10 protein-coding genes are annotated in these 12,494 nt (G+C 71.9%); 2 read left to right on the forward strand and 8 right to left on the reverse strand.

What is annotated here, in order from left to right; translation table 11 throughout:
• Positions 1-51: 51 nt before the first annotated feature.
• Positions 52-1,551, forward strand: coding sequence for an MFS transporter (locus tag ACFXDE_RS03080; RefSeq protein ID WP_380490297.1), 1,500 nt, complete (start codon positions 52-54; stop codon positions 1,549-1,551).
• 80 nt (positions 1,552-1,631) lie between these two features.
• Here the strand turns inward: ACFXDE_RS03080 and ACFXDE_RS03085 are convergent, their stop codons facing one another.
• The 4 genes from ACFXDE_RS03085 to ACFXDE_RS03100 all read right to left on the reverse strand — a co-directional run bounded on the left by ACFXDE_RS03085 (position 1,632) and on the right by ACFXDE_RS03100 (position 7,112).
• The gene (locus tag ACFXDE_RS03085; protein ID WP_380438326.1) at positions 1,632-3,683 is read right to left on the reverse strand and encodes a transglycosylase domain-containing protein; all 2,052 of its coding nucleotides are present in this window, start codon (positions 3,681-3,683) and stop codon (positions 1,632-1,634) included.
• 246 nt (positions 3,684-3,929) lie between these two features.
• Positions 3,930-5,138 (reverse strand): serine hydrolase domain-containing protein, encoded by a 1,209-nt coding sequence (locus ACFXDE_RS03090; RefSeq protein WP_380490299.1) that lies wholly within the window; start codon positions 5,136-5,138, stop codon positions 3,930-3,932.
• A gap of 194 nt (positions 5,139-5,332) precedes the next feature.
• On the reverse strand, positions 5,333-6,361 hold the full coding sequence (locus tag ACFXDE_RS03095; RefSeq protein WP_380438323.1) for a glycosyltransferase family 2 protein: 1,029 nt from the start codon (positions 6,359-6,361) through the stop codon (positions 5,333-5,335).
• 208 nt (positions 6,362-6,569) lie between these two features.
• Positions 6,570-7,112, reverse strand: coding sequence for an SDR family oxidoreductase (locus tag ACFXDE_RS03100; protein WP_380490301.1), 543 nt, complete (start codon positions 7,110-7,112; stop codon positions 6,570-6,572).
• 575 nt (positions 7,113-7,687) lie between these two features.
• Here ACFXDE_RS03100 and ACFXDE_RS03105 point away from each other — a divergent pair.
• Positions 7,688-8,668 (forward strand): hypothetical protein, encoded by a 981-nt coding sequence (locus ACFXDE_RS03105; protein ID WP_380490303.1) that lies wholly within the window; start codon positions 7,688-7,690, stop codon positions 8,666-8,668.
• Between the two features lie 66 nt (positions 8,669-8,734).
• On the opposite strand, the gene ACFXDE_RS03110 is transcribed toward ACFXDE_RS03105, so the two are convergent.
• The 4 genes from ACFXDE_RS03110 to ACFXDE_RS03125 form a co-directional block, all read right to left on the reverse strand.
• A complete protein-coding gene (locus ACFXDE_RS03110) occupies positions 8,735-9,580 on the reverse strand; it encodes an SAM-dependent methyltransferase (protein ID WP_380490305.1) in 846 nt (281 codons plus the stop codon).
• Positions 9,581-9,673: 93 nt separating this feature from the next.
• Positions 9,674-10,558 (reverse strand): substrate-binding periplasmic protein, encoded by an 885-nt coding sequence (locus tag ACFXDE_RS03115; RefSeq protein ID WP_380490307.1) that lies wholly within the window; start codon positions 10,556-10,558, stop codon positions 9,674-9,676.
• Between the two features lie 11 nt (positions 10,559-10,569).
• Complete coding sequence (locus ACFXDE_RS03120; RefSeq protein ID WP_380490309.1) at positions 10,570-11,571, reverse strand: hypothetical protein; 1,002 nt, start codon at positions 11,569-11,571, stop codon at positions 10,570-10,572.
• On the reverse strand, positions 11,558-12,487 hold the full coding sequence (locus ACFXDE_RS03125; protein ID WP_380490311.1) for a trypsin-like peptidase domain-containing protein: 930 nt from the start codon (positions 12,485-12,487) through the stop codon (positions 11,558-11,560). Before ACFXDE_RS03125 ends, ACFXDE_RS03120 begins: the two co-directional genes overlap by 14 nt.
• Positions 12,488-12,494 lie beyond the last annotated feature (7 nt).

Consider the following 12,494-nt stretch of genomic DNA (forward strand, 5'->3'; position numbering starts at 1 on the left):
CCCCGGCTCCGACCAGCCCGCGCAACGTACGGAGATCCGGAGGTTACGAAGATGCGAGTCGAACGGCCCTGGGCGGCCCTGGCCGTCCTGATGCTGCCCACCCTGCTGGTCGCGATGGACGTGACGGCGCTGCTGCTCGCGCTCCCGCGGCTGAGCGCGGACCTGGGTGCCACCAACGTCCAGCAGCTGTGGATCAGCGACGGCTACGGGCTCACGGTGGCCGCGCTGGTCATCACGATGGGCACCCTCGGTGACCGGATCGGCCGCCGGCGGCTGCTGCTCACCGGCGCCGCGGCGTTCGCGGTGCTGTCGGTCGTGGCGGCCTACGCCACCGACCCGCTGGTGCTGATCGCCGTCCGGGCGCTGCTCGGCGTCGCCGGGGCGACGCTGGCGCCGTCCACGCTCGCGCTGATCACCGACCTGTTCCGGGACGGGCGGCAGCGCGGGCGGGCCATCGCGGTGTGGGCGACCTGCCAGTTCGCCGGGGGCGCGCTCGGGCCGGTGCTCGCCGGGTTCCTGCTCCAGCACTTCTGGTGGGGGTCGGTGTTCCTGGCCGCCGTGCCGGCGATGGCGGTGCTGCTGCTGACCGGGCCGTTCCTGCTGCCGGAGTTCCGCGGCGACCGGTCGGGGCGGCTGGACCTCGCCGGGGTGGGGCTGTCGCTGGTGGCGGTGCTCCTGGTGGTCTACGGGCTCAAGCAGCTGGCGGTCGGGAGCTCGCCCGCCGTGCCTTCTGCGGCCCTGGCCGTGGGCACGGTGGTCGGCGCGCTGTTCGTCCAGCGCCAACTACGCCTGGAAACGCCCCTGTTGGACCTCCGCCTGCTGCGCAGCCGCCCGTTCACGGCCGTCCTCGTCGCGCTGGTGTTCGCCGGCGTGGCGATGGCCGGGACGGGCCTGCTGGTGACGCAGTACCTGCAGAGCGTCCTCGGCCACTCGCCGCTCGCGTCCGCCGTGCTGTTCGCGCCGATGGGCCTGGCCGTGGCGGTGGGCACGATGGCCTCGCCGCTCCTGGCCCGGCGGGTGAGCCGGTCGACCGCGATCGCCGGCGGGCTGGCGCTCTCCGCGCTCGGCGGCCTGCTGCTGGCGGTCGTGGACGGTCCCGGCAGCCTGCCGCTGGTCATCACCGGCGTCGCCGTCCTGGCGCTCGGCACCGGCCCGCTGTTCGCGCTCGGCACCGGGCTCGTCATGGGTTCCGTCCCGCCGGAGCGTGCCGGATCGGCCGCGGCGATGTCGGAGACCGGCAACTACTTCGGCGGCTCGCTGGGCTTCGCACTCCTCGGCGCGCTGGCCGCAGCGGTCTACCGCGCCCGCACGCACGGCACCTCCGACTCCCTCGCGGGCGCGGTCGCCGCGGCCGGGCACCTCCCGGCCGGGCGGGCCGCGGACCTCCTGCACACCGCGCGCGAGGCGTTCACCTCCGCGCTGCACGTCACCGGTGCCGTCGCGGCGGGGATCTTCGCCGCCCTGGCCGTCCTGACGTACGCGTTGCGCCCGAAGGTGCCGGAAGCCCCGGCCGCCGCAGCAGCTCCCGACTACGAGGCCACCCACGCGTAAGCGACGGAACGGCCCCGCCGCTCCCTCGGTTCGGGCGAGCGGCGGGGCCGCGACGATCCGACGGCTACGGCAGTCCGCCGCTACGGCAGCGGCACCGTCGTCAGCGTGCCCGCCGGCACGCCGCTCAGCGCGCCGTCCATGGCACCGCTCCAGATCGGCCCGGCCAGCGTGCCGCCGAAGGCCTGGTCGACGACGTGGCCGCCGATCCGCTGCCCGTCCAGCGGCTTCTGGACGGCCGTGTCACTGACGACCGTCGCGCCCGCCATCTCGGGGGTGTAGCCGACGAACCACACCTGGCGGCTGCCGTTGGTGGTGCCGGTCTTGCCCGCGCTGTCGCGGCCGGAGAGACCGGCCGGCTTGCCGGTGCCGTCCTCGACCACGCCCTTGAGCATCGTGGTGACGGTGTCGGCCGTGTCCGAGGACATCACGGAGGTGCAGTTCGCGTCCGGCACCGCCAGCTGCTTGCCGTCCGGGCCGGTCACCGCGGTGATCGCGGTCGGCTTGCAGTAGGTGCCGTGCGCGGCGAACGTCGCGTAGACGTTCGCCATCTCCAGCGGGGTCAGGGAGTTGCTGCCCAGCGTCATCGACGGCACCACCTGGAGCTTCTCGCCGCCGGCCTGCGCCGTGATGCCCAGCTTGTTGGTCATCTGGGCGACGGAGCACAGCCCGGCGTCGGCCTCCAGCTTCGCGAAGTAGGTGTTGACCGACTGCGCCATCGCCGTCTTCATGTCGAACTGGCCCTTGAGGTTCGGGCTGTCGTTGTGCAGCGACTCGGTCGACGGGAACTTGCCGCCGTTGCAGTCCTTCATCGCCGGCCACGGGATGCTGTAGTCCGTGGTGTAGCTCTGGCTCGGCGCGATGCCGGCCTCCAGGGCCGCCGCCGCGACGATCGGCTTGAACGTCGACCCGGTCTGGAAGCCGGACCCGCCGCCCATCGACTTCTCGACGTTGTAGTTGATCTGGGTCTCGTGCTTGGAGTCGTCGACGCCGTACGGGCGGCTCTGGCCCATCGCGAGGATCTTGCCGGTGCCCGGCTGGACGATGCTCATCGCCGTCGCCGCCAGGTCGCCCGGGTTCACGCCCTTGGTCACCGAGTCGTTGAGCGCCGCCTGCGCCTTGGGGTCGAGCGTGGTGCGGATCTGCAGGCCACCGCGGTTCCACAGCGCCTTCCGCTCGGCCGCGTTCTTCCCGAACGCCGGGTCGGTCAGCACCACCTGGCGCGCGTAGTCGCAGAAGAAGCCCTCGCCCTGCTTGGCCGTGATGCAACCCTGCGGCGACGACTGGATGTTCAGCCCCAGCGGGCTCGCGATCGCCTGCTGCTCCTGGTCCTTGGTGATGTGCCCGAACTCGGCCATCTTCTTCAGCACGGTGTCGCGCCGGGTCTTGGCGTCGTCCGGGTGGGCCACCGGGTCGTAGCCGCTCGGGGACTGCTCCAGGCCCGCCAGCAGCGCGGCCTGCGGCAGGGTGAGGTCCTTCGCGTGGACGCCGAAGTAGCGGTGGGCCGCCGCCTCGATGCCGTAGGCGTGCTGCCCGAAGTACGTGATGTTCAGGTAGTTGGTGAGGATCTGGTCCTTGCTGAGGGTCTCCTCGACCTTGATCGCGTACTTCAGCTCCTGGATCTTGCGGCCGACCGTCTGCCGCTGCGCCTCCTGGACCTTCGCCGGGTCGTCGCCCGCCTCCTCGACGAAGACGTTCTTCACGTACTGCTGCGTGAGCGTGGAGGCGCCCTGGCTGCTGCCCGTGGCGGCGTTCTTGTTCAGGGCCCGGAGGACGCCCTTGAGGTCGATCGCGCCGTGCTCGAAGTAGCGGTTGTCCTCGATGTCCACGAGGGCCGTCTTCACCAGCGGGGAGATCTGGTCCCCCGGGACGATCGTGCGGTCGCGGTCGTAGACGGTGGCGATCACGCCGCCCTGCGCGTCGTAGATCGTCGAGGCCTGGGACAGCGGCGGGGTCTTGAAGTCGTCCGGGAGGTTCTGGAAGTCGTCCGCGGCCGATTGCGCCCCGAGGCCGACGGCCCCCACGGCCGGCAGGGCTATGCCCGCCACGACCACCCCGGCTATGCCGCTCACACCGAGCAGCCGCACACCGGCCCCGAGCTTGTTCACACCTGTTCCCCGCCGCTTCTCTCGCATGTGGCGACCATACGTGCACGACATGAGAGAACCGAACAGAAGTCCGCGCAGCCCTGTCACTCCTTTGTCACAGCCTTGCTACGAGGCGGAATACGGGCCTCAGCGGGGGCGGAACCCGGCCGGGACGGCGGAGCCTTGTGAAGGAGTCGTGCGTACATTCCGGCATGGTGGCGCACACCCGGGCCGCTCGCTGCGGTCGACTCCGGAGGAGCGGCCACGGGGGCGCCGACGGCTGGGAAGGGTGCCTCAGGGTGCCAGCGGGTGGTCCGGGGCCAGGAGCTCCGAGATCCGGGCGGCGATGGTCTGCGCCGGCTGGCCGTCCGTCGTCGTGGGGCCCTGGGTGGTGGCGACGGCGATCGCGAGGCGGCAGTCCGGCAGGTAGGCCTGGACGGCGGCGTACCCGGGCAGGAACGGGTTCTGCAGCACCCAGCCGTTCCGCACGAACACCCCGAGGCCGAAGTGCTCGGCCTCCGTGTTGGTCCTGCAGATGTCCGCCGGGCAGGTCTTGGTCGCGTGCCCGAGGCCGACCGTCCCCGGGTTCAGCTGCGTCCGGTAGCTGCTGGGCGAGAGCAGTTCACCGGCGCCGATGGCCTGCGCGGAGCGGGCCAGGTCGCAGATGTCGCTGGAGAGGACCGCTCCGCGCGCGGCGGTCCAGGACGGGTTCCAGAAGGTGACCTCCTCGTAGCGGCCGCGCGCCGCGGTGAAACCGTGCAGCACGGGGGTCGGCAGGTCGGGGGTGAAACCGTTGCGGGTCTGACGCAGGTCGAGGCGGTCCATCACCCGTCGGCGCAGCAGTCCGTCCAGCGGTTCACCGGTGATCTTCGCGAGCGCCTCGCCGAGCAGCATGAAGTTGGCGTGCGAGTAGCTCCAGTTGGTGCCGGGCGCGTACCAGAGGTCGTGGGCGGTGGAGACGCCGACGAGCTCGGCCTCGGTCCACTCCCGGAACGGGTCGGCGAGGTAGGCGTTCTGGAAGACGGGGTCGGGGACGTAGTCGTGCAGCCCGGAGGTGGTGGAGCCGAGCATCCGCAGGGTGATCTCCTCGGCGTGCGGAAGGTCGGGCAGCCAGCGCGACACCGGGTCGTCCAGGCCCACCTTCCCCTCCTCGACGAGTTGCAGGAGCACCACGCCCATGTAGGAGAACGCCACCGACCCGACGCGGAAGTGCATGTCGGCGGTGGCCGGCACCCCGGTCATGGACTCCCCCACCGCCCCGGTGACCACCTCCCGCCCGTCCACCGTCACCTTCAGCAGGACGGAGTTGAGGTCGAGTTCCTCCTTCGCCCGGCGGACGGCGTCGAGCACCTTCCCGGCCTGCCCGCTCCCCGGGTCGGGCGAGGCGGCGCACCGGTGCTGCGGGTGCCCGGGCCCGGCGGCCGTCGCGGGCCCGGCCGACAGGTGGAGGGTGGAGGCGAGCAGGGTCGCGGTACAGAGGGCAGCGATGCGCATGCGGGTCATGACCGCACTATGTGCACCGGCGCCCGGCCGTCCGGCCTCCGACACTCGGTGCTACGCCGTACGGGCGGGACGGGCCCGCGGCCGGAGCACGCACACCACGCCCGGCCCCGGCCCCCGGGCTCAGCGGCGCGCGGCCCCCGGGCTCAGCGGCCCCCGGCCCCCGGCCCCCGGCTCAGCGGCGGGCGGCCCCCGGCTCAGCGGCGGGCGGCCTGGCGGGTGCGGCGGACGATGCGGTGCAGGCGCTGGAGGGCCACGAAGCGCCGCATCCGGTCGGCCAGCGTCAGGCTGTACTTGAGCCGCAGCTGGGCGTTCAGTCCGGCCAGCTGCTCGGAGCCGATGGCCAGGAGCAGCCGGCTCACGTGCCGCTGGTAGACCTCCCAGTAGGGGCGGTCGCCGTCCGGGAGGGACCAGAAGAACATCGGGATCTCCTCGACCAGGCAGTTCCGGTCGTAGGCGCGCAGGTGCTCGGCGAACTGCGGCTCGGGGCGGGCCGTCAGCCATTCCCGGACCAGTTCCATCGAGCGGACCCGGTCGATCAGGCCGCGCGGGTCGGTCTTGCGCTGGGTGATGGACAGCGCGCCGTCCTCGCGCACCCGCCAGTGGTAGATCGGCTCGGAGATGACGTCGACGCGCTCGGCGAGGAAGTGGTGCGGCACGCTGACCGGGGCGTCCTCGTACAGGAGGCCCTCGGGGTAGAGGATGCCCGCGCCGTCGAAGAACGAGCGCCGGTAGACCTTGTTCCAGGCGGTGCGGTCGGTGACGAGCGCGGGCAGTTCGCTGACGTGGGTGCGCAGCCGGGTCTCGCGGAACGGGCGGCGGTGGCCGTGCGAGGGGGTGAGTCCGCTGGTGCGCAGGCGCATGGCGTTGCCGGTGGCGAAGTCGGATCCGGTGTCGTCCAGCGTGCGGATCATGAGCTGGTAGGCGTGCGGCGGCAGGGTGTCGTCGCTGTCGACGAAGGTCAGGTACTCGGTGCCGGGGGTGAGGTGGCGCCAGCCGGTGTTGCGGGCGGCGCCGAGGCCCTTGTTCGTCTGCTGGACCAGCCGGAAGCGGGGGTCCTGCTCGGCGTACGCCTTGGCGAGGAGGGCGCTGTCGTCGGTCGAGCCGTCGTCGACCATGACGCACTCGAAATCCTCGAAGGACTGGCCCGCGATCGAGTCGAGGCACTCTTCGAGGTAGCGCTCGACGTTGTAGATCGGGACGACGACGGACAGACGCGGGGCCATCGGACGGCCTTTCGCTCAGAGGCGGACGGGCCGGGCAGGGCCGGCGATTCCATCACCTACAGTGATCTGCGGTGGCCCCAGTGTAGAGAACACGCGCGACCGTCGGACCAACAGCGGACGGATTCCAGTTTGCGTTCCGGTGCTGCCGTTGTGTCCGTGGCCGAACGTGGTCGACCGGGGTCGAGCCGCGGGGCCACTCCGCCGACGGTCACCAGGGCACGGCCCGCCCCTGGTGGTCGACGAAGTGCAGACCGGGCGTGCCCCGGTGCTGCTCGGTCGTCCCGGCCACGCCGGGAACGCTCTCCTCCACGCTGAGATCGGCTTCGGGGCCGCCGAGTTCGGTCCGCACCCAGCCCGGGTCCATGAGGATCAGGGTCCGGCCGTCGGCGGTGTGGCGGGCAGCATAGCAGCGCACGAGCTGGTTCAGCGCGGACTTGCCGGCCCGGTACTGGTCCTGGCCGCCGTCGGTGTCGAGGGTGAGGCTGCCCTGGTCGGTGGACATGACGCCGATGGTCCCGGCCGGTGCGACCAGCGCGCAGAGCACCTCCACGACGCGCATCGGGGCGAGCGCGTTGGTCACCATGACCTCGGTGAACACGTCCGTCGGGACGTCCCCGATCGGGAGGTCGCCGCGGGTGATCGCGGCGTTGACGAAGAGCAGGTCGAGGGTGCGGGAGGCGCCGATGACGAGGGCGGTGGTGCGGGTGGTGGTGCGGATTTCGGTGCGGGCGTCGGTGCGGGTGTCGGTCATGGCCCGAGTCTCCGGAGCGTCCCGGCAGCCGTCCGATCACCGGAGTTCCTGTCCATCGCCACGACGGCGCTGCGCCGCGCCGCCGCTGTGGCGGCGGCGGGCCGGGAATCCGCCTGAACCGCTCGAACGCGGAATCATCCGATCGAGGGATCAACGGACCGGAATACCCGAGGTCCCAGGGGCGGGCAGTACGGTTTGTGCTCCACCGAAGCCGAGTCGAGGTGGCCCGACCGGTGCGACCCGCAGGAGGGGTATTGAGATTTCCCTGGCAACGGGGCGTCTCCGCCGCGTCCATCACGTTCGCGGCCCTGGGCGCGGCCGGTGTCATGACGGCCCCGGGCTCCGCCGACGGGGCCCCCGAGCACGCTGGGCCGAGCAGCGTCCACGGACATCGGAGCGACGACGAGGTCGCCCCGCCCGGCGACGTCGTCAACCACCCTCCCGCGCCGCCCGCTTCCTGACAGGCGAGGAAAGCTCCTTCCCGGTTTTCCCCTCAGTCACGGCTGCTACTTTGAGCATCATCGTATGAGTCCGGTGACCTGACACATGGTCACCACACGTCTCAGGGGGATGCTTTGAAGAAGTTGACGACAAGGGCGGCCACTCTCGCCCTGGCCGCAGGAGCCTTCGCGACGTTCGCGGCCGCGCCCGCCTCCGCGACGGCGACGGACTGCGGCTCGCCCGACGTCGTGGCCTGCTTCACCTACGGCGACCAGCTGAAGCAGACGCCGGAGAACATCGTCCAGGAGCCCGACGGCTCCTTCGACGTGACGCTCTCGCTCGCCCAGCAGGTGGCCCGGGTCGGCACCGACGGCCGGGTGCGGATCCTGGTGCGGATGCCCGTACCGGACGGCACCGGGGGCGGCACGCCGCTGGTGGGCCACCCGGTCACCATGGGCCTGGTCCGGGCCCAGGACGGCACCCTGTTCTTCCTGTACGCGAACGGCGACACGGACCAGACCGGCGTCTGGCGGCTGCGACCGCACACGACGACCCCCGAGCAGGTCGCCCAGCTCCCCAACAACAGTCTGCCCAACAGCATCGCGCTGGACGGGCGCAGCGGCCTGCTCTACATCAGCGACAGCGCCCTCGGCCGGGTCTGGACGGTGCCCACCACCGGCGGGACCCCGACCGTCTTCTCGGACGACGCCCTGCTCGCGGCCAAGGGCTTCGGCGCCAACGGCCTGAAGCTCCACCACCACGCGGTCTGGGTCTCGAACTCCGTCAATGGCACGATCGTGCGGATCCCGATCCTGCGGGACGGCCGGTCCGGGCGGCCCGAGGTCCGGGCGGACAACCTGTCCACCGTCGACGACTTCGCGTTCACCGGCCACGGTGACGAGCTCCTGGCCGCGCTCAACGGCAGCAACGAGGTGGTCCGCGTTCACCCCGGGATCCACCCCGACCACACCTACACCGTCGTCCGCAAGGACGACGGCCTGCAGAACCCCACCTCCCTGGTGATCCACGACGGCACCGCCTACGTGGCCAACGGCGCCTACTTCACGAAGACGACCCCGAACATCCTGGCCATCCACCTCGACGACGAGCACTGACACGTCGCCGAGGCCCCGACGCCCACGGCCGGTCCCCGCACCGGGGCCGGCCGCGGGCCCGGGCGGTCAGTCGCCGTGGGCGTGGAAGATGCCCCAGCTCAGGCGGCCCGCTCGGCAGGCGGCCACCCACCGGGGGAGGTTCTCCAGCAGGCCCTCCAGGTACACCGGGCCGACGAGGTCGCGCAGGGCGTCGGCCTGGCGGCGGGTCTCCTCCTCCAGCCGGACGTAGTGCGTGAGGAGTTGCTCGCTGCGGTCGTCGAAGTCCACGCCGCTCAGGCCGACTTCGGGCAGCCGCTTCTCGTAGTAGCCCGGGGTGGCGAGGCTCTCCACCTGGAGGCGCGCCACCACCTCGCGCAGCGACTCGGGCGCGACGCCGTCCGCCGCCATGACGTCGGTGAACACGAGGTCGCCGTCCGGCCGCAGGACGCGGGCCGCTTCGCTCAGCAGGCGGTCGCGGTCGGGGCTGTGGCAGAACGCCTCCTGCGACCACACCACGTCGAAGTGCCCGTCGGGGAACGGGATTTCCTGGAACGAGCCGGTCACGACCTCGATCAGTCCGTCGAGCCCGCGCTCCGCGTTCGTGCGGCGGTGGCGCTCGTTCTGCGGCTCGCTGATGTTGAGCGCCGTCACCCGGCAGCCGAACGTCCCGGCCAGGAAACGGGTCGGCCCGCCGTACCCGGAGCCGAGGTCCAGCACCGTGACCCCCGGGGTCCGCAGCCGGTGCGCGACCTTCGCCGCCGCCCGTTCGCACGTCCGCCGGGACGCCGTCCCGACCGGCTCGTGGGCGTCGAGGTAGATGCCGGTGTGGATGTTCTCCCCGCCCCACACGGCGGAGTAGAACCCGTCGACCTCGCTGCTCCCGTAGTACCGCCGCACCGTCTCCACCGCATCCGCGATGCTCTCCTCGGCCATGCCGCCGCACCCTCCTCGCGCCGTTCCGCCACCTCCCCGTCACTGTACGTGAGTTGGAAGATCACTCGTGGACGAACCGGCGGACCGTCCCGGTCATTTCGCGCAGAGGTTGTCCGAGGCGCTGATCAGCGGCTGGAAGTCCTGGCGCAGGTTGTCGTCCGACACGTCGGGGCCGAAGGCGAAGTTGCTGCGCAGCTCCGTCGCCCACGCCTGGCTCTTGACGTACGCGTCGAGCCGCCCCCGCAGCCATCGGCAGGCCGAGGTGTGCCCCGGGGGCAGCGCGGCGACCAGCGTCTGTACTCTGCCGAACCGGCCCTCCGCCATGACGTACGGGGCCTGGCCGTTCACCTTGACGTTGACGGCCATGCCGCGCAGGACGAGGTAGTCGGAGACGAAGACGTCCGCGCTGCCGTCGTCCAGCGCCTTCAGGCAGTCGTCGGGGACGAGGGCGTCGACCGACACCTTGGGCTTGACCTCGTTGTCGATCAGCGCTCGGGCGGTGGTCTTCGCGATCGTGCAGACCCGCAGCGGGGTCAGGTCCTCCTGGCGCTGCACCGCGACGGGGCGCGCGGCCGGAGCCAGGGCACCGAGCGGCGTCTTCAGGTACGGCCCGGCGAGGTCGAACTTCTGCTCGCGGTCGGCGGTGTCGGAGATGTCCGCCACGACGACGTCGGCGCCGTTGTGGTTGGTGTTGCCGTCCAGCAGGGCGTCCTGCCACGTCTGCGCGGAGAGCGGGACGGAGGAGTAGTTCACGCGGGCGTCGCCCAGCACCTTGTCGACCAGCCTCGGTTCGAAGCCCTGGAAGATGCCGTTGGGATCCTGGACGGACATGCCGGGGGCCGCCGTCTTGAACCCGACCCGGACCGTCCCGTCGAAGGGCGCCGGTTTGTCCGGTCCGGACGAGCAGGCGACGAGCACCAGCGGCAGGATGACGGCGACGGTGACGGCGATCATGCGCGAACGGCGACTGGCGATCACGGCGGAACCCCTCAGCCCTCGAAGTCGACGGTGCTCGAGTTGATCAGAAACTTGCAGTTATTGGTTGTGTGCAGTGTGAGCTTCAGGCTCAGGCTCGTCCGGCCCTTTGGCACGCTCGCGTGGACGACGCCGTCCAACGGCGTTCCGGGGAACTCCTGACCTTCGATCGACACGTCCACCGTCGTCCCCGGGCAAGCTCCGCCGCTCGGGTTCAGGTCGCTCAGATTCAGCGGAAGCGTTACGCGGGTGCGCCCGGCGGGCACATCGGCCACGCTGCCGGTCACAGACTGCTGCCCGTCGTGCGGGTCCAGCGAGAGCGTCGTCGTGGGCCACTCCACTTGCCGCGACACCGTCGGCAGGTCGCCGCCGGCCGAGACGAAGGCCCAGATCACCACGGCCAGGACGACGACGGCACCGGCACCAGCGAGCAGCCACCGTTTGCGGCGGCGGCTCGGGGGTTCTTCCTTCTCGGGTGCCGGTGACTCCCCGTCCGGCGGAGGTACGACCGGGTCAGCGACCGTGTTGTCCGGAAGTCCGTCGATCTCGGCGCAGTACGCCTGGATCTGCGTCCGCGACCCGCCGACCACGAGCCACGTGAACTCGCTCAACGGGTCGGGGACACCGGGGGCCGTGGCGCTCCCCCAGCCCTGCGCGAGCAACAGCCCGCCGCGCTCCAGCAGCCACATCTTGAAGGAGTCCGGGTGCCGCGAATCGAGCACGGCGTTGAAGAACCTCAGCCAGGAGACCGCTCGTTGACCGCCGGCGAGGCGCCGGGCCTCCTCGTAGAGCGCGCGACGGGCCGCAGGGGCGTTGCGGTGCTCGATGCACGCGCGAGTGATCCGCGTGAGGTGCGTGTGTGTCCCGTTGTCCGATGCGACCTCGAACTCCAGCACCCCGGGAGCCTGTCGGATGCTGTGCACGAGGTCGACACGTCGATCGACGTTCTCCAGCAGCGGGATGTCCTTCAACGCCGCCGCCAGGACGTGCACCGCGCGCTCGTCAAGCTGCCGCATGTGTGCCCCCTCCGCAGCTCGTCGCGAGCAGGAGCTCCAGGTCGCCCACCGCCCGGTGCCCGCCGGCCAGCCGTCGGACCGCCGCGACCAGGGCGCGGAGCGCGTCGCAGGGGGCGAGGTTGTCCAGGCAGGCGCCGGCGATCAGTTCCAGGTGGGGCAGGGCGAGCGAGTCGCCGCGCGGACGGATGCCCTGCTCGGCGGGGAGTGTGTCGTTGATCCGGCGGACGAGGTCGTGGCGCACCCGCTCGTCGTCCAGCGCCGGTATTCGGAACAGCGCGTCGGCCCACTCCTGGCGTCCCGCCATGCGGTAGGCAGCAGCCGGGCTCGCAGCAGCCGTCGGCAGGTCCAGCAGCGCGCGCAGCTGCCCGACCGGGGTCATCCACCCACCCACCGGGTCGCCGTCGTCCTCGGTCCCCTTGACCACACCGACCACCTGCCCGCTGCCCGGGGCGACCACCATGCTCCCGCTGAGCCCCTTGCGGATCCACCCGTTCACGAGCCGGACGAAGCCGCCCGACAGCCCGGCCACCGTCAGCCGAGCGGTGTCCGGCTGCACGCCGTCCGCCGGGGTGGCCGTGGTGAAGCCGTGCGCGGAGAGCTCCGTACCGGCCGGTGCCTCCGTCGCGGCGAGGACGGCGACCGGCCGCCCCTCGCGGACGGGTGTACGCAGCACGGCGAGGTCGGGCGCGGGGTAGTAGGCGCTGCCGGCGGGCCGGTCGGGCGGCCACAGGTCGACGGAGAGGACCTCCTCCGGGCCGAGCGCGCCGTGCACCGTGACCGGCCGGCGTCCGTGGACGACGTGGGCGCAGGTCACGACGAGTCCGGGGGCGACGAAGAAGCCGCTGCCCAGGAAGGTCGTGGCGCCGTCGGCGAGCCAGACGGCGGGGTCGTGCGGGCCGCCGGCTCTCAGGACCACGCGGGCC

The organism is Kitasatospora sp. NPDC059408 (assembly GCF_042751525.1).
In the GTDB taxonomy this organism is placed as follows: domain Bacteria; phylum Actinomycetota; class Actinomycetes; order Streptomycetales; family Streptomycetaceae; genus Kitasatospora.

Bases quoted from the DNA above. Each gene is read 5' to 3' on its own strand.
- ACFXDE_RS03090 (WP_380490299.1), bottom strand. From the start codon at position 5,138: ATGACCCGCATGCGCATCGCTGCCCTCTGTACCGCGACCCTGCTCGCC.
- ACFXDE_RS03095 (WP_380438323.1), bottom strand. From the start codon at position 6,361: ATGGCCCCGCGTCTGTCCGTCGTCGTCCCGATCTACAACGTCGAGCGC.
- ACFXDE_RS03085 (WP_380438326.1), bottom strand. From the start codon at position 3,683: ATGCGAGAGAAGCGGCGGGGAACAGGTGTGAACAAGCTCGGGGCCGGT.
- ACFXDE_RS03110 (WP_380490305.1), bottom strand. From the start codon at position 9,580: ATGGCCGAGGAGAGCATCGCGGATGCGGTGGAGACGGTGCGGCGGTAC.
- ACFXDE_RS03080 (WP_380490297.1), top strand. From the start codon at position 52: ATGCGAGTCGAACGGCCCTGGGCGGCCCTGGCCGTCCTGATGCTGCCC.
- ACFXDE_RS03100 (WP_380490301.1), bottom strand. From the start codon at position 7,112: ATGACCGACACCCGCACCGACGCCCGCACCGAAATCCGCACCACCACC.
- ACFXDE_RS03120 (WP_380490309.1), bottom strand. From the start codon at position 11,571: ATGCGGCAGCTTGACGAGCGCGCGGTGCACGTCCTGGCGGCGGCGTTG.